23 protein-coding genes are annotated in these 23,956 nt (G+C 39.4%); 11 read left to right on the forward strand and 12 right to left on the reverse strand.

The window, feature by feature from the left end:
- Positions 1–47: 47 nt before the first annotated feature.
- The 8 genes from DPV95_RS05030 to rdgB all read right to left on the reverse strand — a co-directional run bounded on the left by DPV95_RS05030 (position 48) and on the right by rdgB (position 6,723).
- On the reverse strand, positions 48–551 hold the full coding sequence (locus tag DPV95_RS05030; protein WP_049367285.1) for a surface-adhesin E family protein: 504 nt from the start codon (positions 549–551) through the stop codon (positions 48–50).
- Between the two features lie 54 nt (positions 552–605).
- Entirely contained in the window at positions 606–1,346 is a 741-nt protein-coding gene (gene pflA, locus DPV95_RS05035; protein WP_049367284.1) for a pyruvate formate lyase 1-activating protein, read from the reverse strand.
- Positions 1,347–1,462: 116 nt separating this feature from the next.
- Positions 1,463–1,753, reverse strand: a complete 291-nt coding sequence (locus tag DPV95_RS05040; RefSeq protein ID WP_049367283.1) for a putative quinol monooxygenase — start codon at positions 1,751–1,753, stop codon at positions 1,463–1,465.
- Positions 1,754–1,835: 82 nt separating this feature from the next.
- A complete protein-coding gene (pflB, locus tag DPV95_RS05045) occupies positions 1,836–4,148 on the reverse strand; it encodes a formate C-acetyltransferase (protein ID WP_049367282.1) in 2,313 nt (770 codons plus the stop codon).
- Positions 4,149–4,203: 55 nt separating this feature from the next.
- Positions 4,204–5,058 (reverse strand): formate transporter FocA, encoded by an 855-nt coding sequence (gene focA, locus DPV95_RS05050; protein WP_049367281.1) that lies wholly within the window; start codon positions 5,056–5,058, stop codon positions 4,204–4,206.
- 214 nt (positions 5,059–5,272) lie between these two features.
- On the reverse strand, positions 5,273–5,623 hold the full coding sequence (locus tag DPV95_RS05055; RefSeq protein WP_049367280.1) for a helix-hairpin-helix domain-containing protein: 351 nt from the start codon (positions 5,621–5,623) through the stop codon (positions 5,273–5,275).
- Between the two features lie 144 nt (positions 5,624–5,767).
- A complete protein-coding gene (locus DPV95_RS05060) occupies positions 5,768–6,085 on the reverse strand; it encodes a heavy metal-binding domain-containing protein (RefSeq protein ID WP_049367279.1) in 318 nt (105 codons plus the stop codon).
- A 38-nt stretch (positions 6,086–6,123) separates the two neighbouring features.
- Positions 6,124–6,723: an RdgB/HAM1 family non-canonical purine NTP pyrophosphatase gene (gene rdgB, locus DPV95_RS05065; protein WP_049367278.1), complete on the reverse strand. Its 600-nt coding sequence runs from the start codon at positions 6,721–6,723 to the stop codon at positions 6,124–6,126.
- A 131-nt stretch (positions 6,724–6,854) separates the two neighbouring features.
- Here rdgB and copM point away from each other — a divergent pair, with 131 nt between their 5' ends.
- Positions 6,855–7,226 carry a CopM family metallochaperone gene (copM, locus tag DPV95_RS05070; protein ID WP_049367277.1) on the forward strand — a complete coding sequence of 124 codons (372 nt, stop codon included), beginning with the start codon at positions 6,855–6,857 and terminating at the stop codon, positions 7,224–7,226.
- Between the two features lie 48 nt (positions 7,227–7,274).
- Here the strand turns inward: copM and ispH are convergent, their stop codons facing one another.
- The 3 genes from ispH to glmU form a co-directional block, all read right to left on the reverse strand.
- Positions 7,275–8,219 (reverse strand): 4-hydroxy-3-methylbut-2-enyl diphosphate reductase, encoded by a 945-nt coding sequence (gene ispH, locus DPV95_RS05075; protein ID WP_049367276.1) that lies wholly within the window; start codon positions 8,217–8,219, stop codon positions 7,275–7,277.
- A complete protein-coding gene (lspA, locus tag DPV95_RS05080) occupies positions 8,216–8,707 on the reverse strand; it encodes a signal peptidase II (RefSeq protein ID WP_049367275.1) in 492 nt (163 codons plus the stop codon). Before lspA ends, ispH begins: the two co-directional genes overlap by 4 nt.
- A 116-nt stretch (positions 8,708–8,823) precedes the next feature.
- Entirely contained in the window at positions 8,824–10,194 is a 1,371-nt protein-coding gene (gene glmU / locus DPV95_RS05085) for a bifunctional UDP-N-acetylglucosamine diphosphorylase/glucosamine-1-phosphate N-acetyltransferase GlmU (RefSeq protein ID WP_049364015.1), read from the reverse strand.
- Between the two features lie 124 nt (positions 10,195–10,318).
- Between glmU and DPV95_RS05090 the strand changes: the two genes are divergently transcribed.
- The 8 genes from DPV95_RS05090 (at position 10,319) to pyrG (ending at position 20,159) form a co-directional block, all read left to right on the forward strand.
- Entirely contained in the window at positions 10,319–11,068 is a 750-nt protein-coding gene (locus DPV95_RS05090) for a DeoR/GlpR family DNA-binding transcription regulator (protein ID WP_049364054.1), read from the forward strand.
- A 226-nt stretch (positions 11,069–11,294) separates the two neighbouring features.
- Positions 11,295–13,064: an L-fucose isomerase gene (gene fucI, locus DPV95_RS05095; RefSeq protein WP_049364055.1), complete on the forward strand. Its 1,770-nt coding sequence runs from the start codon at positions 11,295–11,297 to the stop codon at positions 13,062–13,064.
- 110 nt (positions 13,065–13,174) lie between these two features.
- Entirely contained in the window at positions 13,175–14,599 is a 1,425-nt protein-coding gene (fucK, locus tag DPV95_RS05100; RefSeq protein WP_049364016.1) for an L-fuculokinase, read from the forward strand.
- A gap of 57 nt (positions 14,600–14,656) precedes the next feature.
- The gene (fucU, locus tag DPV95_RS05105; RefSeq protein WP_049364017.1) at positions 14,657–15,091 is read left to right on the forward strand and encodes an L-fucose mutarotase; all 435 of its coding nucleotides are present in this window, start codon (positions 14,657–14,659) and stop codon (positions 15,089–15,091) included.
- A gap of 20 nt (positions 15,092–15,111) precedes the next feature.
- Complete coding sequence (gene fucA / locus DPV95_RS05110) at positions 15,112–15,759, forward strand: L-fuculose-phosphate aldolase (protein WP_049357912.1); 648 nt, start codon at positions 15,112–15,114, stop codon at positions 15,757–15,759.
- Between the two features lie 42 nt (positions 15,760–15,801).
- A complete protein-coding gene (fucP, locus tag DPV95_RS05115) occupies positions 15,802–17,091 on the forward strand; it encodes an L-fucose:H+ symporter permease (protein WP_049364018.1) in 1,290 nt (429 codons plus the stop codon).
- An 82-nt stretch (positions 17,092–17,173) separates the two neighbouring features.
- Positions 17,174–18,328 carry a lactaldehyde reductase gene (gene fucO, locus DPV95_RS05120; RefSeq protein WP_049364019.1) on the forward strand — a complete coding sequence of 385 codons (1,155 nt, stop codon included), beginning with the start codon at positions 17,174–17,176 and terminating at the stop codon, positions 18,326–18,328.
- Positions 18,329–18,521: 193 nt separating this feature from the next.
- Positions 18,522–20,159: a glutamine hydrolyzing CTP synthase gene (gene pyrG, locus DPV95_RS05125; RefSeq protein WP_049367274.1), complete on the forward strand. Its 1,638-nt coding sequence runs from the start codon at positions 18,522–18,524 to the stop codon at positions 20,157–20,159.
- Between the two features lie 93 nt (positions 20,160–20,252).
- Here pyrG and DPV95_RS05130 read toward each other — a convergent pair whose 3' ends face one another.
- A complete protein-coding gene (locus DPV95_RS05130; RefSeq protein ID WP_049367273.1) occupies positions 20,253–21,206 on the reverse strand; it encodes a hypothetical protein in 954 nt (317 codons plus the stop codon).
- Positions 21,207–21,464: 258 nt separating this feature from the next.
- On the opposite strand from DPV95_RS05130, the gene DPV95_RS05135 reads away from it, so the two are divergent.
- Both DPV95_RS05135 and DPV95_RS05140 read left to right on the forward strand, forming a co-directional pair.
- Positions 21,465–22,304: a hypothetical protein gene (locus tag DPV95_RS05135; RefSeq protein ID WP_049367272.1), complete on the forward strand. Its 840-nt coding sequence runs from the start codon at positions 21,465–21,467 to the stop codon at positions 22,302–22,304.
- Positions 22,305–22,333: 29 nt separating this feature from the next.
- Positions 22,334–23,896 (forward strand): DUF6630 family protein, encoded by a 1,563-nt coding sequence (locus DPV95_RS05140; RefSeq protein WP_049367271.1) that lies wholly within the window; start codon positions 22,334–22,336, stop codon positions 23,894–23,896.
- The last annotated feature ends 60 nt before the right edge of the window (positions 23,897–23,956 follow it).

Raw genomic sequence — 23,956 nt, forward strand, 5'->3', positions numbered from 1 at the left:
TTCAGTGATATAAAAAATGCGGTTATTTCTAACCGCACTTTGATTGATTATTTTGCTTTTGAGCCTTCTAACTCTAAAGATGGTTTTCTATCTGAGTTCACACAAATGATTTGTGCGGCAGCATAGAGCGTTGTATTCGGCTTTAAACTAATGGTGTATTTCTCTTGTTTTTTCGGTGCTGCACGTAAACCTTCGCCCCAGAAATCATCATAAAAATCGGTACGAACTTGGGTTAAATGGTAGTTCTTACAGTTTAAGATTTTATATTGGCGAACAGAACGTGCATAACGTCTAGTTTCGTTTGGATACACATATAAGCCTTTATCCAAATTCACTACCGCATCAAAATGCACTTGGTTTAAATCTTGGTTATCGACCCAAATAGAATCAGCATCAATGTAGTAATTTTTATCTTTTACCAATCGAACATAACCCACTCTATCTTTAGAAGGTGGGCTTAGTTTCACCTCTTCTTGAGAAAGTGGCGGTTGGACAGCTGAACAGCCTGCTAAAAGGGCTATACCTAAAAACGTTAATGCTAATTTTTTCATTTTTCTCTCCTTAAAGCTTACTGAAGCTTGCTGTTTACCATTTCATACTATCGCTTAATATTTTACGGTGTGTCCGTATCCCTCTAAGATATTTTTAATATGCTCAAGCGACTCTTTTGTCGGTGGCAATACATCTTCGAGTTCATAGTCAAACCCAAGGGTTTTCCATTTGTGGGCACCTAATCGATGATAAGGTAGAAGTTCGACTTTTTCAATATTGGTCATACCTTCAATAAACTGTCCGAGCAGATGAACATCATGATCGTTATCTGTATAGCCTGGAACTACTACATAACGAATCCAGGTACGCTGATTACGTTTTTGCAAATATTTCGCAAATTCCAGCGTCCGTTTATTCGGTACGCCGATCAAATTCTGGTGTACTTTGTCGTTCAGTTCTTTTAAATCAAGCAAAACGAGATCGGTTACATCGAGTAGTTCATCAATAATATGGTCATAATGACGTACAAACCCATTAGTATCTAAACAAGTATTAATCCCTTCTGCTTTACAAGCTCGGAACCAATCACGCACAAATTCTGCTTGAAGAATTGCCTCACCACCTGATGCTGTCACACCACCACCAGTTGCATTCATAAAATGGCGATAGCTCACGACTTCTTTCATGAGTTCTTCCACACTGATTTCGCGCCCACCATCAAGATCCCAAGTATCACGGTTATGGCAATATTTGCAACGCATTAAACAGCCTTGCATAAATAAAATAAAACGAATACCGGGGCCATCCACGGTTCCACAGGATTCAAAGGAGTGAATTCTTCCTAGCATAGACATACATAAATTTCCAAAAAATTAATCTAGCTAAATTTTACCAAAAATATCATCTATAAAAAATGAGCCTGACTTAAAATCAGGCTCATAATTAAAATATATTTATCAAAGTGCGGTCATTATTCGCTAACTTTTTGAAAGGTTTGCACCACTGGCGCTTGTTCACAATACTCAACCAATACAGGTACAATTGAAGTAAAGTGTGGTGTTGCAAAATGTTGTTCTAAATCAGCTTTGCTGTTCCATTGCTCAATAAAAACATAATGATTAGCTTGTTCGCTATTTTGTTGTAATTCATAAGATACGCATCCTGTTTCTTGACGAGTATGCTTAATTAATTCTTGGCATTGAGTTAGAAAATCATTGATTTTGTCCGCTTTTACTGAAAATTGGGCAATAACTGTTAGCATAATTTGCTCTCCTATATATAAAAATAAACCACTCACAAAACTAGTCTGTGAGTGGTTTGTATTAAAGCATAATTCTATTTATTTAGAAAGACTCAGTAAATGTACGAGTGACGACGTCTTGTTGTTGCTCTTTAGTTAAAGAGTTGAAACGTACTGCGTAACCAGATACACGGATAGTTAATTGTGGATATTTATCCGGATTTTCCATTGCGTCTAACAACATTTCACGGTTTAACACATTCACATTTAAGTGTTGGCCACCTTCTACTGCGGCTTCATGGTGGAAGTAACCATCCATTAAGCCTGCAAGGTTGCGACGTTGTGCTTCTGGATCTTTACCTAACGCATTTGGTACGATTGAGAAGGTATAAGAAATACCATCTTTCGCGTAAGCAAATGGAAGTTTAGCTACAGAAGTTAATGATGCTACCGCACCTTTTTGGTCACGACCATGCATTGGGTTAGCACCTGGTCCGAATGGTGCACCAGCACGACGACCATCTGGGGTGTTACCCGTTTTCTTACCATAAACCACGTTAGAAGTAATGGTTAATACAGATTGTGTAGGCACTGCATTGCGGTAAGTTTTAAGTTTTTGAATTTTCTTCATGAAACGTTCAACTAAGTCACAAGCGATGTCATCAACACGGTTGTCGTTGTTACCATATTGTGGATATTCACCTTCGATTTCAAAGTCGATTGCTACGTTGCTTGCTACAACATTGCCATCTTTATCTTTGATGTCGCCACGAACTGGTTTAACTTTCGCATATTTAATTGCTGAAAGTGAGTCTGCCGCAACAGAAAGACCTGCGATACCACAAGCCATAGTACGGTATACATCACGATCATGTAATGCCATTAATGCGGCTTCGTATGAATATTTATCGTGCATGTAGTGGATGATGTTTAAGGCTGTCACATATTGTTTTGCCAACCAATCCATAAAGCTGTCCATACGAGTCATGACTGTGTCGAAATCTAACACTTCATCAGTGATTGGTGCAGTTTTCGGACCAACTTGCATACCTAATTTTTCATCGATACCGCCGTTGATTGCGTATAACAATGTTTTCGCTAAGTTTGCACGCGCACCGAAGAATTGCATTTGTTTACCAACAACCATTGGTGATACACAACATGCGATTGCGTAGTCATCATTGTTGAAGTCTGGACGCATTAAATCATCATTTTCGTATTGAACTGATGATGTATCAATCGATACTTTCGCACAGAAACGTTTGAAGTTTTCAGGTAATTGTTCAGACCAAAGAATTGTTAAGTTTGGTTCTGGAGAAGTACCCATGTTGTAAAGGGTGTGTAAAATACGGAAGGTATTTTTGGTTACTAATGTACGGCCGTCTAACCCCATACCTGCGATGGTTTCAGTTGCCCACATTGGGTCACCAGAGAATAATTGATCGTATTCAGGTGTACGTAAGAAACGAACCATACGAAGTTTCATGACCAAGTGGTCAACTAATTCTTGCGCTTCAGTTTCAGTAAGTTTACCTGCTTTTAAATCACGCTCGATATAGATATCGATGAAGGTTGCAGTACGACCGAATGACATCGCTGCACCATTTTGTGATTTGATTGCTGCTAAGTAAGCAAAGTACATCCATTGAATTGCTTCTTTAGCGTTAGTTGCAGGGTTAGAAATATCGTAACCGTAGCTTGCTGCCATTTGTTTCATTTGGCCTAATGCACGGTGTTGTTCTGCTATTTCTTCACGTAAACGGATAGTTGCTTCTAAATTTACGCCATCTTCTAAGTCTTTTTGTAAAGAAGTGAATTGTGCGTATTTATCTTTCATTAAGAAGTCAACACCATAAAGTGCTACACGACGATAGTCACCGATGATACGGCCACGACCGTAAGCATCTGGAAGACCAGTTAATACACCCGATTTACGACAACGTAAAATATCTGGCGTATAAACATCGAATACACCTTGGTTGTGGGTTTTACGATATTCAGTGAAGATTTTTTTCACTTCAGGATCTAATTCACGACCGTAAATTTTGCATGATCCTTCCACCATTTTAATACCACCAAATGGCATAATGGCACGTTTTAATGGAGCATCGGTTTGAAGACCTACGATTTTCTCTAAGTCTTTATTGATATAACCTGGTGCATGAGAAGTAATCGTTGAAGGCGTATGTTCGTCAAAGTCTAATGGCGCATGTGTGCGGTTTTCAACTTTAATTCCTTCCATTACGGTTTCCCAAAGTTTTGTTGTCGCTTCGGTTGGACCTGCTAAGAAAGAATCATCACCTTCATACGGGGTGTAGTTCTTTTGAATAAAATCACGCACGTTGACGTTTTCTTGCCAATCACCGGCAACGAATCCTGCCCACGCAACTTTTTGTGCTTCATTAAGTTCTGACATAGTCATTTCCTTTTTTAATTGATAAAAAATAAGTCTTGTTTAGTTCATTAGTACATTAGTGAGCTTTGGTTAAATAACGTTGGAATAAGCCGATACAAACCGCACCGCCCACAATATTTCCTAACGTTACTGGAATCAAATTCTTCACAATGAAATGATAGAGATCTAAATCTGCATATTTCATTGGATCCACCCCAATTTGTTGCCAAAATTCTGGCGTACTAGAATGAGCTGTGATAATGCCTAGTGGAATCATAAACATATTTGCCACACAGTGTTCAAAACCAGATGCGACAAATAAACCAATCGGCATGATCATAATAAACGCTTTGTCTGTAACAGTTTTACCGGAATAAGACATCCATACCGCTACACACACCATAATGTTACATAAAATACCAAGGTTAAATGCTTCAAACCAAGTATGATGAATCTTATGTTGAGCGGTTGCCAAAATAGTTAAACCCCATTGACCATTTGCTACCATGGTTTGTCCCCCAAACCAAATCACTGCAGCAATAAATAAACCGCCCACAAAGTTGCCCAAATATACCACAATCCAATTTCGGATCATTTGAGTTGTGGTTATCTTACCGCCTACACGGGCAACTAAGGTTAAAGTAGAAGAGGTGAATAATTCAGACCCTAAAATTACCACCATAATTACGCCTAAAGAGAAAACTAACCCACCGACTAACTTGGTTAATCCCCAAGGCGCTCCTGCGCTTGCTGTTTGTGTCGTCGTATAGAATACAAAGGCTAATGCAATACAAGCCCCAGCACTAATACCAGACAGAAATGATAAAAATGGGCGTTTTTGCGCTTTATACGCAGCAACGCTTTCAGCATAATCCGTTGCTTCAACTGGTGTGAGAGCAACAGAAGATTGATTTAAATTTTCTGATGCCATATCTAACTCCAAATAGTTATTTTATTATTTCTTATACTACAACATAGGTATTCCTATACCCATTTGGTATTCTACTCTCTTATAAAACCATTGCAAGAAATCCCCAACTTATTCTAAAAAAATTTGATATTTTGCAAGTTTTGGTAAATTTTATCTTCAAATACAAAAAAAGCGAGATATCACTATCCCGCTTTTTATGTATAAATAACGCAGATTAAAACGCGATACGATCGCGGTTTTTCTCTAACGTTGCTTTACCAATGCCTTGTACTTCAAGCAATTGTTCTGTCATCGTGAAATTACCGTGCTTTTCACGATACTGCACAATGGCTTCTGCTTTTTTCGCCCCAATACCAATTAGTGCTTTTTGAATTTCTGATGCACTGGCGGTATTAATATTTAATTTATCACTCACTGCTTGTTGTGTAGTTTGTGATGCGGTTTGTTGCTGAACTTGCGATTGAGGTTGAGCCTGTTCAGCCACCTTTTCTTCTGCAAACACTTGCGAGCTCAACATTGTGGTCGCAACAAATAATGAACTAAATAAATGTTTCATCAATTTCATAAAAATGCCCTTTATTAACAAAAAGTACCGTTGATTCATATCAACAGCGACATTTTTAAGAAACACCGAAAACACGCAAGAAATTGACCGCACTTTTGCGATCCTGATCGCAAAAATTACATTTAAGTAAATGAAAAAACAACCTTAGCGCACTACCACTGCCGTGCCACTTGCAATCACCATAAACATGCTTTTCGTGCCTACGGTTGTGTAATTAACTTCTACGCCAACAATGGCATTAGCCCCCAAGGCATACGCTTTTTCTTCTAGTTCTTTCAACGCATCTTGACGCGCACGACTAATACGACGTTCATAAACACTAGAACGCCCTCCAATTACATCCGTAATGCCAGCAAAAAAATCACGTATGAAGTTTGCCCCAGCAATCACTTCTCCAAAGACGACTTGTTTATATTCTACGATTTGTTTACCTTCAATATTAGGCGTAGTGGTAATAATCATTTTGTATCCTTTAATTCTCGTTAAAAATCAACCGCACTTTAGGCAGTTAATTTTGATTTCAAAACAGCTAATGCCTTCGCACGATGAGAAATTTTCTTTTTCTCTACGGTTTCTAATTCGGCAAAGGTACAGCCTTTTTCAGGGCTAAAAAAGAGCGAGTCGTAACCGAAGCCATTTTCACCTTTTTCTTCATAAATAATGTCTCCGTCACATTCACCTTGAGCAATGATCGGAGAAGGATCACTTGGGTGTTGTAACAACACAATCGTACTCACAAATTTTGCTTGACGATGTTCAGTTGGTACATTGGCTAATTCTGCCAGTAATTTTTCTCGGTTTTTTGCATCAGCTTCATCACCATCCACACCCGCATAACGTGCAGAATATAATCCTGGCGCACCATTTAACGCATCCACCACAAGGCCGGAGTCATCTGCAATAGCCGGTAAACCCGATTTTTCAGATGCATAACGTGCTTTTAGAATGGCATTTTCAACAAACGTTAAGCCTGTTTCCTCTGGGCTTTCAATGCCTAAATTGGTCTGAGCAATGACTTCAAAACCGAAATCAGCTAACACATCTGCCATTTCTTTTACTTTGCCTTTATTACCCGTGGCAAGCACAATTTTTTGTTTCATGATTTTGTCCTTCATATCAAACATTGTCTCATTTTAGCATCTCACAAAAAAATTTCGGAATAAATATTGACCTTAACCTTAGGTCAAAGTTTATGATTGGTGCTCATTCAGTTATCACATAGGAGAAAAACATGAAAAAACTTATGACTTTTATCACACTTAGCGCTGCTGCAGTTTCAATTTATGCCCAAGCTAATGAACAACCGCATCAAGCACACATGAATATGCCAATGTCGACAGATTCTGCAATGCAACAAGAATTAATGCAAGGTATGAATCAAATGCATCAAGACATGATGGCAGCTGCGCAATATAAAGATCCTGATGTTGCTTTTGCAGCAGGTATGTTGCCACATCATATTGGCGCAGTAAAGATGGCGGAAGTCGAATTAAAATACGGAAAAGATCCTGAGATGCGTAAGCTTGCTGAGAATATTATTAACGCTCAAAAAGCAGAAATTGAACAAATGCAAAAATGGCTTAAAGTGCACAATAAAAAATAAAATAACACAAAAAAAGTGCGGTAAATTAACCGCACTTTTTTAATAGAATTAGTTTACTTCTTTTATTCGTAGCTCTTTTGGCACTTCAAAGAACATATTTTCTTCTAAACCTTGAAGTTCTTCGATACTATCCGCACCAAATTCTTTTAATCGAGCAATCACGGATTGCACCAACTCTTCTGGAGCTGAAGCCCCCGCTGTTACGCCAATTGTTTCAACACCTTCAAACCAATCTGCTGCCACATCATTTGGATCATCAATCAATTTTGATTTCACGCCCATACGCGATGCTAACTCAGCTAAACGATTAGAATTCGATGAGTTTTTAGAGCCTACAACCACGACTAGCTCACATTGTTTTGCTAATTCACGCACTGCTTCTTGACGGTTGGTTGTGGCATAGCAAATATCGTTTTTATGTGGGCCTTGAATAGCAGGATATTTGTCTTTCAATGCACTGATAGTTTCCGCCGTATCATCAAGAGAAAGTGTGGTTTGCGTCATAAAGGTTAAATCATCATTTTCTTGAACCGGCAAACGAGCAATATCTTCCACGCTTTCAATTAAGAAAATACCACCTTCCTCGTTGTTGTACTGCCCCATTGTGCCTTCCACTTCTGGATGGCCTTTGTGTCCGATCAAAATTGCTTTCGTCCCTTTACGGCTCGCACGTGCCACTTGCATATGTACTTTGGTTACCAACGGACAAGTTGCATCAAATACTTTTAACTGACGATCTTTTGCTTCTTGACGAACAGCTTGTGACACGCCATGGGCGGAGAAAATCACAATGGCGCCATCTGGCACTTCACTTAGTTCTTCTACAAAAATCGCCCCACGCTCACGCAAACCATTCACCACAAAACGGTTATGCACCACTTCATGACGTACATAAATTGGTGCACCATGAATTTCAAGCGCTAATTCAACAATGCTAATGGCACGATCGACACCCGCGCAAAATCCACGAGGGTTAGCTAAAATTATCTTCATTTTTGACCGCTCTTTTTATCACCTTTAAAGGCATCTAATGCTAATAAACCCGCACCAATACAAATTGCAATATCTGCCACATTGAATACCGGATAATGATAAATATCCCAATAAAAATCCAAGAAATCCACCACAAAACCGTTATACGCACGGTCCACCATATTGGCTAAAGCGCCACCAATAATCAGTGCATAAGCTGAATTTTGTAATTTTTGTTCTGCAGAATTCTTTTTCATAAAGTAAGCTAGCATTAAGGAAATACCAATCGCGAGCACGATAAAGAAATACTTCTGCCAACCATCATGTTCAGCAAGGAAGCTAAACGCTGCACCATAGTTACGCACATAGGTTAAATTAAAAACGGGTAATAGATTCACACTTTCATATAAATCAAAGCGTTGCACTACAATATATTTGGTCAATAAATCGAGGATAAATGCGACCGCACTTATCCAAAGGAATGAAAGTCCTGTTTTATTTTTTGTCATAGGAAATTATCTGTCTTTATAAATGGACGATGATTTTAGCAACTCGAACAACCTTTATAAAGTAAAAGGCATCAAATCATAAAAGGCGAACACATTGGTTCGCCTTTCAATGTTAATTACTTTTTCTTCACCGGTCTTTGCCAACCTTGAATATGGCGTTGTGGCACGCGAGTAATCACCAGCTCATCTTTCTCAATATTTTGAGTGATCGTTGAACCAGCTCCAATGGTTGCTCCATCTGCAACGGTAACTGGCGCGACTAACTGCGTATCCGATCCAACAAATACATTGTTACCAATGATTGTTTTAAATTTATTTGCACCGTCATAGTTACAAGTAATGACACCAGCACCAATATTACAGTTCTCTCCGATTTCGGTATCACCCACATAAGTGAGATGATTTACTTTAGAGCCTTTACCCACTGTGGATTTTTTAATTTCTACAAAGTTACCCACATGGGTTTCAGCGGCTAATTCAGCACCTGGACGTAAACGAGAGAATGGGCCAATCGCTGCTTTCTCACCAATTGTTGCATCTTCTAAAACAGAATAAGGTTTGATCTCAACATCATCACCAATAGTCACGTTTTTCAATACACAACCAGCGCCAATTTTCACACGATCGCCCAAGCGCACATTGCCTTCCACAATCACGTTCACATCAATTTCAACATCTTTACCGTGCTCTAATGTGCCGCGTAAATCAAAACGCTCAGGGTCAATCAACATCACGCCTGCAAGTAAAAGTTTTTCTGCTTGTTTACGTTGATAAAAACGCTCTAATGCAGCAAGTTGTAAACGGTTATTGGCACCTTCCACCTCCATAAATTCGGAGGCTTGAACGGCAGTAACCTGACAACCATCTTGATTTGCTAAACCAATCACATCCGTTAAATAAAACTCGCCTTGTGCATTGTTATTTTTCACACGAGAAAGCCAGTTTTTGAAATGTGCACCATCGGCCACTAACACGCCTGTATTCACTTCTTGAATTTTTAATTGCTCTGCGTTGGCATCTTTTTGTTCTACGATCGCCACCACATTGCCATTTTCACGAATAATACGACCATAACCCGTTGGGTTATCTAAATTGACAGTGAGCAATGCAATCCCATTGTCTGGTTTCGCTGCAATGAGTTTTTCCAATGTTTCTTTGGTCACTAATGGCGCATCACCATATAAAATCACAATATTTTCATCATCTTTGAAGAATGGTGCGGCTTGTTGAACCGCATGAGCAGTACCTAATTGTTCTGCTTGAACGACCCAGTTCACGCTTTCATTTGCCAAACGCTCACGCATTAATTCGCCACCATGACCATAAATTAAATGCACGTTTTCTGCACCTAATTGATTTGCCGTATCAATCACATGTTTTACCATCGGTTTACCTGCCACTTTGTGCAAGACTTTAGGTAAATCAGAATACATACGAGTGCCTTTACCGGCCGCTAAAATCACCACGCTTAATGCTTTATTTGTCATAAATTCTTCTCTTCTTGATAAAAAATTAGGCGTATTCTATCGTAGAATGGAGGGAATGATAAGTTGTTTATCTTTTCAAGAAAATTCTATAATAGTGAAAACCTTTCAACCCATAGAGGTACATATGCACAACCGAGATGAAATCATCTTACAACTGCTAAATCACCAAGGTAAAGTTAGCGTTCAAGAAGTCGCTCAGCAATGTGAAATGTCAGTAGAGACAATTCGTAGAGATCTTAATCGATTAGAAAAAAAAGGTTTACTATATCGCACTCATGGTGGCGCTGTTAGCGGAAAAATAAATGATCTTGGATCTTTTTTCCAAATACGACAACATGTCAATGCCGCAGCCAAACGACATATTGCTAAAAACGCTCTTGAATTGCTCTATGAAAATGCCGTGATTGGACTCGATGCTAGCTCTACCAGTTGGTATTTTGCATACCTTATGCCAGATATTCCTTGCACAGTCGTAACAAACTCAATTTTTAACGTCAACGCATTAGTGAACAAACCCAATATCAAAACAATTGTTACTGGAGGTGTCTATTCTCACAAATATGAAGCCTTTTATGGTCCGTTATCAGAATACTTATTACAACGTTTACACATCAATTTTTCTATTTTTTCCTGTTCAGGTATTGATAATGAAGGAAATATCTGGGAATCAAATGAACTCAATGCATCACTAAAACGAAAGATGATGGAAGCGTCAGAAAAATGTTATCTACTAGTAGATCAATCAAAATTTGAGAAAAAAAGCCTAATTCAATTAAGTGGTTTAAATAAAATAGACACTATTTTTACCGATTCTGCCCTTCCCTTCCCCTTACAAAAATACTGTGACAAAGTAGACACAATGACCGTTATATAGATAAAAATGCCCGATTTGACCGTTTAAGGTGTAATAATTATTAAATCGGGCATTAATTTTATTAAAAAATAACACTTTTGTGTGATCTATTTCACAAATCTGAAATCTATTTCGTATCTCACCTATCTTCTCACATTCTTTTTATCAAAAATAATACCAAGTTAAGTTGATAGCAGCTTATCCATATTTCATCATAAATGTTAAACACAAAAGGAGGAGCTTTATGATGACATCGGTCACTCAATCAAATCGAGTAAAAATCGGTATTCGCCCTACTATTGATGGACGTCGCATGGGAGTTCGAGAATCGTTAGAAGAACAAACCATGCAAATGGCAAAATCAGTTGCAGAGTTATTGCAAAATCACATTCGCCACACAGACGGTTCCTTCGTGGAATGTGTAATTGCCGACACCTGTATTGGTGGTGTTGCTGAAGCCGCTGCTTGTGCAGAAAAATTCAAACTCAACAATGTTGGTTTAACAATTACTGTTACTCCTTGTTGGTGCTATGGTTCTGAAACTATTGATATGGATCCGCATATGCCAAAAGCCATTTGGGGTTTCAACGGCACCGAACGTCCGGGAGCAGTTTATCTTGCCGCCGCCCTTGCCGGCCACTCTCAATTAGGCTTACCGGCATTTTCCATCTATGGACATGATGTGCAAGAAGCGGATGACACAAGCATTCCATCTGATGTTAAAGAAAAACTGTTACGCTTTGCGCGTGCCGGCCTTGCAGTTGCGACTATTCGCGGCAAATCCTACTTATCTATCGGTTCCGTTTCCATGGGTATCGCCGGTTCTATCGTCAACCAACAATTCTTCCAAGAATACCTCGGCATGCGTAACGAATATGTGGACATGACCGAAATCAAACGCCGCTTGGATCGCAAAATTTACGATCAAGAAGAAGTGGATTTAGCGCTTTCTTGGGTGAAACAATATTGCAAAGACGGTATTGACGTAAACAGTCCGGAAAATCAACGCTCACCTGAAGAACGCGCCGAACTTTGGGAAAATGTGGTGAAAATGACCATTATCGCCCGTGACTTAATGGTGGGTAATCCGAAATTGGCGAAATTAAACTTCGGAGAAGAAGCACTCGGTCACAATGCCATTGCTGCAGGTTTCCAAGGTCAACGCCATTGGACCGATCATTTACCGAACGGTGACTTCATGGAAGCCATGCTAAATTCGACTTACGACTGGAACGGCGTGCGCCCGCCATACATTCTTGCGACCGAAAACGACAGTTTGAACGCGGTTTGTATGTTGCTTGGTAATCAGCTCACCGGTCAGGCGCAAATCTTTGCCGATGTGCGGACTTACTGGAGCCCGGATTCTGTAGAACGCGTTACCGGTTTCCGTCCGGAACAAGGCTTCCTGCATTTAATTAACTCAGGTTCCGCTGCTCTTGACGGTACAGGTCAACATAAAGATGCCAATGGCAACCCAACCATCAAACCGGCATGGGAAGTCACGGAAGAAGACGGCAAACGTTGTTTGGAGCATACCCGTTGGTGTCCTGCGGTACACGAATACTTCAGAGGGGGCGGTTTATCTTCTCAATTCTTAACCAAAGGTGGCATGCCGTTCACCATGCACCGCATTAACCTCATCAAAGGCTTAGGCCCTGTGCTACAAATTGCCGAAGGTTGGTCTATTGAGTTACCGAAAGAAGTCAATGATGCCCTTGACCATCGTACAAACGAAACCTGGCCGACGACTTGGTTTACGCCTCGTTTGACCGGTAAAGGGGCATTTACTGATGTTTATTCTGTAATGGCGAACTGGGGGGCTAACCACTGTGTAGCCACTTACGGACACATTGGTGCTGATCTCATCACGCTAGCTTCAATGTTGCGCATTCCAGTTTGTATGCACAACGTTGAAGATGCCGACGTGTTCCGCCCAAGTTCTTGGAATGGCTTTGGTCAAGACAAAGAAGGTCAAGACTACCGCGCCTGCCAAAACTTTGGACCACTTTATAAATAACCTATGACTGGCGCAAGCTTCCCTAACTTGCGCCATCATCCCATAAAAATTCAAATACAAGTGCGGTTGAAAAAACAAATGAATTTTAAACCGCACTTAGGAGAGCTTTTATGTCTATCGTACTGATTTTTGATTGCGGTGCGACTAATTTACGCACCATTGCCATGAATGATAAAGGCAAAATCATGGCATCCCATCACCTTGCTAATAATACCCAACAGGGTAGTGAATCACCCGATTATCATATTTGGGATTTTGAAGAAATTTGGCAAAAACTCACCATGTGTGCAGATAATACGATCACTCAATTAAAGCAACAACAGGTTGATTTAAAAGAAATCGTAGGTATTTCCGTCACGACTTTTGGCGTGGATGGTGCACCATTTGATAAAAACGGACAACAACTTTACCCGATTATTTCGTGGAAATGCCCACGCACAGTGCCGGTGATGGAAAACCTCCCTCAGTTGCTAGACATAAAAGCCCTTTATCAACGCAACGGCATTGGTCAATACAGTTTCAACACTTTATTTAAACTACTTTGGTTGAAAGAAAATAAACCGGATATTTTCCAAAAAATGGATAAATTCGTGTTCATTTCCTCCATGCTAACCCAGCGATTAACCAGCAAATTTACCACCGACCGCACTATGGCAGGCACATCTATGATGACCAATCTCGCAACAGGCAATTGGGACGAGGATATTTTAAAACTGCTTGGTTTAAGCCAAAAACACTTTCCACCATTGCATAACGCAGGTGAAAAAGTGGGGGAGTTAACTAGTGCGCTTGCCGACCATTGGGGTTTAAATCGTATTCCAGTTATATCCTGTGGTCACGACACCCAATTTGCCGTATTTGGCTCCGGTGCGGGATTGAATCAACCGGTACTCAGTTCAGGCACGTGGGAAATCTTAATGGCCCGTACAGAACACGCCAAACCGCAATTTGATTTTGTGCCGCAAGGCTTAACCACCGAGTTTGACGCACAACTGAATTGTTTTAACCCTGCCGTACAATGGGTCGGCTCAGGCATTATGGAATGGCTCGGTAAATTGTTGTTCGCCGATGTATATGGCACCGACCAATATTACCCGACCATGATCGCCGAAGGTGCCGCTGCCGGTGAAAAAGGCTCGCAAAGTGCGGTCAATTTTCAGGGTGTATTTAGCCAACTCGGACAAGGCAATATCAGTGGACTTTCCATGTTCTCCACTCGTGGTGAAATCTACCGTGCCGCGCTTTATTACATGGCAAACCAACTCAAACAAGGCTTGGACGTATTACAACAAGTCAGCCACTTCAAAGCGGAAAGCTTGCTTTGCGTCGGTGGCGGCTCGAAAAATCCACTTTGGAACCAAATCCGTGCTGATGTTTTAGGTTTACCGATTGATGTCGTGGATGTCGCAGAAAGCACTGTGCTCGGCGCTGCAATGTTTACCTTCGCAGGCGTTGGGATATACGCAACGCCAGAACAAGCACAGAAAGCAATGCAACCAAATAGAAAGCGAGTTAATCCGGCTAGAAAGAATTAATCCCTCCTCTTTCTAAGAGGCAATAAAACTTGAAAAGAATAAATAGGAGAAATCAATATGTTAAAAGGTATCCACCCGGCAATCTCCCCTGAGTTACTCAAAATTCTTGCCGAAATGGGACATGGCGATGAAATTGTACTGTCCGATGCCCATTTTCCCGCACACTCATTACATTCAAAAGTAATTCGTGCAGATGGCATCACTGTATCTACATTACTCAAAGGCATTGCACCATTATTTGAGTTTGATGCTTATGTCGATGCGCCGTTAATTATGATGCAAGTGGTGCCTGGTGATACTCTCGATCCACAAGTAGAAGAAAATTATCTAACGGCGATTAAAAATGCGATTGGTTTTACACCTAATTTAGAGCGTATTGAACGCTTTGCCTTTTACGAACGTGCCAAACAAGCTTATGCCGTCGTAATCAGTGGCGAAACAGCTAAATACGGCAACATTATCATCAAAAAAGGGGTTACCCCCGTTCTATAACAGCTTAGAGGTACTAAAAAATGAACAGACAAGAACTTTCACAAAAAATTATTGATACTTGCCTTGAAATGACTCGACTAGGGTTAAACCAAGGTACAGCGGGAAATGTCAGTGTACGTTACAAAGACGGCATGCTGATCACCCCGACAGGAATGCCATATCATTTAATGAAACCGGAAAACATTGTGTATGTAGACGGCAAAGGTAAACACGAAGAAAACAAACTGCCGTCTAGTGAATGGCAATTCCATTTAGCCGTCTATCAAGCACGTCCTGAAGCCAATGCGGTGGTGCATAACCATTCTATAAACTGCGCAGGGCTTTCTATTTTGGAAAAACCGATTCCGGCCATTCATTACATGGTCGCGGTTGGTGGCACCGATCATATCCCTTGTGTGCCTTATGCAACGTTCGGTACTCACGAATTAGCGTCCTATGTGGGCGAAGGCATTAAAGAAAGCAAAGCGATTTTACTTTCTCATCACGGTTTGATCGCTTGTGGTGAAAACCTAGACAAAGCCTTATGGTTAGCACAAGAAGTCGAAGTATTAGCATCTTGGTATTTGAAATTGTTATCAACGGGCTTAGAAATTCCATTATTAAGCAAAGAACAAATGAACGTGGTTTTAGGAAAATTCCACACTTATGGGCTGCGCATTGAAGAATAGTCCACAAATAGATTCATCACTTATTTAAACAAGGAAAAGATTATGAGCGCTAAAGTTTTAGAAAAAAAATATCTTGTGCCCTTCATTCTTATTACAAGCTTATTTGCATTGTGGGGCTTTGCGAATGATATTACAAATCCTATGGTTGCCGTATTCCAAACAGTCATGGAAATTCCGGCATCTGAAGCCGCTTTAGTACAATTTGCTTTTTATGGTGGTTATGGAACCATGGCAATTCCGGCTGCATTATTTGCCAGTCGCTATAGTTATAAAGCAGGTATCCTTCTAGGTTTAGCGCTCTATGCGGTCGGCGCATTCTTATTCTGGCCGGCCGCTAAATATGAAGTGTTCAATTTCTTCTTAATTTCTCTTTATATTTTGACTTTTGGCTTGGCATTTCTTGAAACAACAGCAAATCCTTACATTTTAGCCATGGGTGATCCGCAAACGGCTACCCGTCGCTTAAACTTTGCCCAATCCTTTAACCCGCTTGGCTCTATTACCGGGATGTTCGTCGCATCTCAATTAGTCTTAACCAATTTGGAATCCGATAAACGGGATGCTGCTGGAAACTTGATTTACCATACTTTATCCGAAACAGAAAAAATGGGCATTCGCACCCACGACTTAGCCGAAATCCGTGACCCTTACGTTGCACTTGGTTTTGTCGTTGTTGCAGTGTTAGTCATCATCGCCTTATATAAAATGCCTTCAGTGAAGGTAGAGGAGAGTGATACCCGCCTTTCTTTTAAAGAGGCCGTAGCTCGCTTAATTAAGAAGCCGAAATATCGCGAAGGTGTAATTGCTCAAGTATTCTACGTTGGCGTACAAATTATGTGCTGGACCTTTATCGTGCAATATGCGGAACGTTTAGGCTTCACCAAAGCGGAAGGGCAAAACTTCAACATCATCGCTATGGGGATTTTTATTACCAGCCGTTTCATCAGCACAAGCTTAATGAAATATCTTAAAGCTGAATTCATGCTCATGTTGTTCGCTATCGGCGGTTTCTTCAGCATCCTCGGTGTGATTTTCATTGATGGTGTGTGGGGCTTGTACTGTTTAATTTTAACTTCAGGCTTTATGTCACTCATGTTCCCAACCATTTACGGCATTGCACTCTACGGCTTAAAAGAAGAATCTACCTTAGGTGCCGCCGGTTTAGTGATGGCTATTGTGGGCGGTGCATTAATGCCTCCATTGCAAGGTATGATCATCGACCAAGGTCAAGTAATGGGATTACCGGCTGTCAACTTCTCATTTATCCTACCGTTAATCTGCTTCGTCGTTATCGCAATTTATGGTTTCAGAAGTTGGAAAGTTCTAAAATAACGTAAAACATGACCGCACTCCACTTAAAAGTGCGGTCGTTTTTTTAAGTATTTTTATCATCTTAAGTAAAGGAGTATATTTTATGGCTAATCGAATGATTCTTAATGAAACCAGCTATCACGGTGCTGGCGCCATTCAACATATTGTAGATGAGGTCATAAGTCGTAGCTTTAAAAAAGCTTTAGTAGTCACAGACAAAGATTTGATTAAATTTAATGTAGTGGAAAAAGTCACCGCACTTTTGGATAAGGCGGGGCTTGCTTACGAGATTTTTGACGAAGTGAAAGCCAACCCAAGCGTCGATGTCATCAAAAAAGGTGTGGCAAAATTCAAACAAAGTGATGCAGATTACCTAATTGCCATCGGAGGAGGTTCTCCTACAGACACGTCAAAAGCTATCGGCATTATTATCAATAACCCTGAATTTGAAGATGTTCTATCTCTTGAAGGTGTTGCGCCGACCAAGAACAAATGTGTACCCATTATCGCTGTTCCGACTACAGCAGGCACTGCCGCTGAAGTCACTATCAACTATGTGATTACCGATGAAGCGAATAAACGCAAATTTGTTTGCGTAGATGTACACGACATACCAGTAGTCGCTGTAGTCGATCCTGACATGATGTCCAGCATGCCTAAAGGTTTGACCGCTGCCACCGGCATGGATGCACTAACCCATGCTATTGAAGGTTACACCACCAAAGCAGCTTGGGCACTTACCGATGCTTTGCATTTGGAAGCGATTCGTTTAATTGCCAAACATTTACGTGGTGCGGTAGAAAACACCAAAGAAGGACGTGAAGGTATGGCGCTTGGTCAATATGTTGCCGGTATGGGCTTTTCGAACGTAGGCTTAGGTATCGTACACAGCATGGCGCACCCGCTTTCTGCCTATTATGACACCCCGCATGGTATCGCCAATGCTGTCTTATTGCCTTATGTTATGGAATTCAATGCGCCTGAAACGGGTGAAAAATTCCGTGAAATTGCCCGAGCAATGGGTGTAAAAGGCGTAGATGACATGAGCCAAGATGAATATCGCAAAGCGGCAATTAATGCTGTAAGACAGCTGTCTAAAGATGTCGGAATTCCAGAGAAATTACACTCTATAGGTGTTCAAGAGAAAGATCTCGTTTCTCTTTCTCAAGATGCTCTTAAAGATGTTTGTACTGGAGGCAATCCACGTAATTGTACAGCAGAGGATATTTTAGAAATCTATAGATTGGCATTTAAATAATTCATCTATGAAAATTAACCCTGATCGATTATTCAATCGTTGAGTTAATTCAACAAATAAGGTAGACTATCCTCCCGTCTTGATAGCTAATCATCTTTTATTTTTGACCGCACTTTTCAGCATTCTGCACAAATTTGCATAAAAGATGATTGGCTATAATCATTTTTATCCCAACATATTTAGGTCTCTCACTATGGCTACAAATTATATTTTCGTCACAGGCGGTGTGGTTTCATCGTTAGGTAAAGGTATTGCTGCAGCATCATTAGCAGCAATTTTAGAAGCACGTGGCTTAAACGTGACTATTATGAAATTAGACCCTTACATCAACGTGGACCCGGGTACAATGAGCCCAACCCAACACGGTGAAGTGTTCGTGACACAAGACGGGGCGGAAACCGATTTAGACTTAGGTCACTACGAGCGTTTTATTCGTACCAAAATGACAAAACGTAATAACTTCACCACAGGTAAAATTTATTCTGAAGTATTACGCAAAGAGCGTCGTGGTGATTATTTAGGTGCGACAATTCAAGTGATTCCACACATCACCAATGAAATTAAAGATCGCGTGATTGCCGGCGCACAAGGCCATGATGTGGTAATTGTGGAAGTAGGCGGAACAGTGGGTGATATTGAATCGCTTCCATTCTTAGAAGCACTTCGTCAACTTGCCGTACAAGTAGGTCGTGAACATACGCTATTCATGCATTTAACCTTAGTGCCTTACATTCCGACTGCGGGCGAAGTAAAAACCAAGCCAACGCAACATTCTGTAAAAGAATTACTTTCGATTGGTATTCAGCCAGATGTGCTTATCTGCCGCTCAGATCGCATGATTCCACCAAACGAACGTGCAAAAATCGCCTTATTCTGTAACGTACCAGAACGTGCTGTCATCTCATTAAAAGATGTAAATTCAATCTACCAAATTCCTGCGTTATTGAAATCACAAGGTTTGGATGAATTCATCTGCCAACGTTTCCATTTAGACTGTCCAGAAGCGGACCTTTCAGAATGGGAACAAGTGCTTTATCAAGAAGCAAACCCTGTTGGCGATGTCACCATCGGTATGGTAGGTAAATATACTGAATTACCGGATGCGTATAAATCAGTGAATGAAGCCTTAAAACACGCTGGCTTAAAAAACCGTTTAAGCGTGCATATCAAATACATTGATTCTCAAGATGTTGAAACCAAAGGTACTGACGTATTAAAAGGTGTCGATGGTATTTTAGTACCAGGCGGCTTTGGCTATCGCGGTGTAGAGGGCAAAATCTTGACTGCAAAATATGCACGTGAAAACAATGTTCCTTACCTCGGTATTTGTTTAGGGATGCAAATTGCGTTAATCGAATACGCGCGTAATGTCGCTGGTCTTGAAAAAGCCAACTCATCTGAATTTGATCGTCACTGTGAGCAACCTGTTGTGGGTTTGATTACAGAATGGCAAGATGCGGAAGGCCACATTGAAACCCGTGACGACAATTCAGATCTCGGTGGTACGATGCGTTTAGGGGCACAGCAATGTCATTTAATTGAAGGCTCAAAAGCGCGTGCATTATATGGCAAAGAAACCATCGAAGAACGTCACCGTCACCGCTATGAAGTGAACAATAACCTGCTTCCACAAATTGAAAAAGCGGGCCTTAAAGTAACTGGTTTATCGGCGGATCGTAAATTAGTGGAAATCATTGAAGTACCAAACCACCCATGGTTTGTGGCATGTCAATTCCACCCAGAATTTACATCAACACCACGTGATGGCCACCCATTATTCGAAGGCTTTGTCAAAGCAGCAAGAGAAAATCAGTTAAAAACTGAAAAGTAATTTACTGATACTTCAATAAACAAGTGCGGTCAAAAACACAAGAATTTTTGACCGCACTTTGCATTTTTAAGCATTTTAATTTGATTGATTCTATTACTGTTTCACTAAACGATAAGGCAAGATCTGCATTTTACATTTATCAGAAATATCGCCTGAATCGAAATCATCAATAAAATGCCAATGTGCGGTATCTTTTGTTAAATCAGTGAGATAAATTCGAGTGTTACCTACTTTATAACGACACTCACCAATAACAAAATTCCTTTCACTACTTGCTTCATCCATGTAATCACCGTGAACAACTTGGATAAGCTTCGCATGATTGGTTAAATCAGTGTAATACCACCAAATATCAAATTTATCTTTATCATTGGCTAGCTGAACTTGCAAACTCGGCTCGATAAAGTTCGCATTATAACTATGAGCTTGCATTATTTGTGAACTTATTAACTCATTATGTTTCCAAAGGTAATCATAATTAAGCTGGCGATTTTCATAAAATGCAACTTTACTCTTTAAACGAATCGTCGGTAGAATAACCTCGCCTTCAGGTATTTCACAACTAGCTAAGGTAAAATCAGAATAAGACATCGAAGGCCCCTTACCTTTTATTCGTACAAAAACAAAACTTCCTCTACTCAAACAAGACTGTCCATTAATAGAAATCGTTTCTGGCATGCCTAAGTCAGTATCATGTTGTTCACCCAATCTAACCAAATTATTGATTCTAACAACATGACTATTTAATGAAAGTTTATTTAAACGAAAATCGCCCCACTTAAAATATGTATTATCGAGCGTAATAACATAATCTGGCGCATCTTCTCCGGTTGTTGCAAAAACAAATGCATTCGGAGATAAATCATAAATACCTGCTAAATACGGTTTATCTTGTAACTGAACACCTCTAAGCGCCCAATCTTGTGGAGCTGAAGAAAACAAAAAATAAAATACGAAATAACTCAAAATAAATAATAATGTGGCAATTCCAAGCAATATACCAATTGTCCACAAACATATTTCTAATGGTGTCTTTAAAAGCTTCATATTTCCTAATATCTCTCTTAATCAATATATTTGTGTATTATGCTTTTCTTATCAAGACAGAAAAATTACCACTTCCCGGAATACTTTCATCATTTTCTTACCCCATAAAAAAGCAAATTTATTTAATTACACTTCAAAAAACATTTGAATTAGTATAACATTTTAGTCAACTATTTATCTAACTTAAATAAGTGGTTACTTTTAAATATATTTATAAAACATTCTTCAATTCAACTGCTTGTTATAAAAGGAATAACCATGCATAAATTTTTACTGACAACCCTTCTCTCTAGCCTTTCTACCTGTGCTTTCGCACTTTTCCCTATTCAAACTGATTGGCAAGCTAATCACTTACAAGGCAAAGTGAAGTCCGTTATTTCACAGTCGGAAGATAATCCAGAAACGGTAGAAGGAGAAGTGGTCACGAACGATGTTCGTCAATTTTATAACGAGCAAGGCTTTTTAATTAAAACTGAAGAGATTACCCAAGAATCTGAATATTCCTATAAAACGACGGCGAATTATCGATATGATCAAAACAATCAATTAGAAGAAATTCGTTACACTATCGATAAAGAGGCTCATGGAAAACTCTACCATTATCAAGAAAACAGCGATGGTTCGGGTATCATTTTAGAAATCACCTATGTAGGCAAAAAGCCGAAAAAACCGAATTTTCAAGAAGATTACATCAAAAGAGTTTACGATAAAGATGGTAAACTCATCTCTGAAGCCGTTTATTATGCAAAGATGATTGACGGCCATGCGAAAAAATTCCATTACAAGGACGATAAACTCATCAAGGTTTGTGATTTTGATGACAGTGGAAAAGAAAGTAATTGCGAAACTTATCGTTATCTCGAAAATGGCGACTTTGTACATAACACGCCTTTTAATGAGGGACGAGCAGATTTTACTTATGACAAAAACCACAATGAATTAAAACGCCAAATTTTTGATCAACATGGGAAATTAGAAGAAACGCTCACAACGCGTCATAAATTTGATCAATACGGTAATGTGATTGAAAGCATTATGTATGATGAAAAAGGCAGATGGTTAGATAAAACCACAAAGAAATATGAATATTATCAATAAACCACTTATTCTAACTATAGTTGCTTATTATGTTTTTTAAATCTAAACCATGCGCTGAAAAATTAGACAAAACACTAACAACCAAACTGGACAAAATCTTTCAATATTTTAATGTGGAAGAAGAACCACCTGAGTTGCTTTTTGCTCGAAATCACAAGGTTGCACCAATGGCAATCGCAACCTATTGGCATTATGGTAAAGCCAATTTAGATGAAACTGAATTGTTAGAAAATACGGGAGTATCTGATTTATATCAACCTCTAGAATTGCTCCTGACAAAAACAATGAAACTGCCTTGTATTACGCGCATAGAATTTGAAGAGGAAAATTGGGTTCAATTATTTCTTTCTATTGATTTCAAATTAGCCCCAACAGAGAGCACGCTTTTTAGAGTTTTTGTTTTCCCTGATCAGGATAGCTTTGTTTTCGCCGAAACGGATCGAACGAATAACCTTTTTCAGAGCATGATGCAGGCAAAACCATTTAATCAACATAGTCCACATTATGAGCAATTTTTATCTTCAGTTGATGCGATATTAAACGCCATTGAAAAGCCTAAAGATTTTGCATTATTAGACCAAAAACTCGCCAAAATTGAGCATTATCTTAAAAATCAACCTAATGGCGATTTACTTGTCAAAAACAATATCTTTGAAACAGATATTTACGCCTATCAATTTTATTATTCTGATAATTGGGACGATTACTCAAAAGAAAAATTTAATGAACTAGATTTTGACGGCGATATGTATGATTTACAAAGTCAATTCTGTAACCCAATGGGATTCGTACCTGCTTCTCGAGAAGAATTTTTTAATGGTTCTGGCTATTCTTTTTTAAATATTGGGTTCGGCATAAAACCGCATAAGGAATATGAACATATTATTAAAGACACTAAATTTGCACTTCCGCAAAGAATTGAGCTATTTGCTGGACAACCTATTAGCGATGCCTCATATTCGTTACAACATGCTGATCAGCTTTTTATTTCTAATTTAATGGCAGCAATTTATTACGCCAAACCGCTTGATGAACAACATTACAAGTTTGCTTTGTTAAAACAAGCCGTTGATTTGATTTGCAATAGCATTGACAGACGTGAAACTGAAATCAACCAAGATATCCTATTTGATGAATTAATTACTTTGCTTGAAACAAAAAAACACATCAAAGCAAAGTATATTAAGCAAGTAAAAAACCTCTATAAATGGTTAAATAAAGACCTAGAGAAATGTCGAGAAAAAATGATCGCATTTGGCGATATCTACGAGGACGAGAATTTCGATGAAGAATACGCTAAATTAGAGCTTATCAGAAGTTATCTTCATTGCTATCAAGATGATTGGAAAATTGATTATGACTCACTCAATCATTTTATTTCAGAAGCTCTTGAACAAACTTTTGAAATCACTTTCGAAGAAGCACAGCATGAGTTTGCACGCATTAAGAATAAAGTAGAAACAGAAAGTGATTATACTTTACTTTATGTTGATACGGGTTCCGACAATTTCTATTGCTTAGTTTGCCCAAAATCAGCAGAAACCCGCATAATAGAAATTGCGGACATATTAAATTTACCTATCAACCATTAAATTTTATGGACAGAAAACAACATGACAGAAATAAAAAACGGTCATTTTTAGCTAATTTTT

The organism is Haemophilus parainfluenzae (assembly GCF_003252755.1).
GTDB classification, from domain to species: Bacteria; Pseudomonadota; Gammaproteobacteria; order Enterobacterales; family Pasteurellaceae; genus Haemophilus_D; species Haemophilus_D parainfluenzae_N.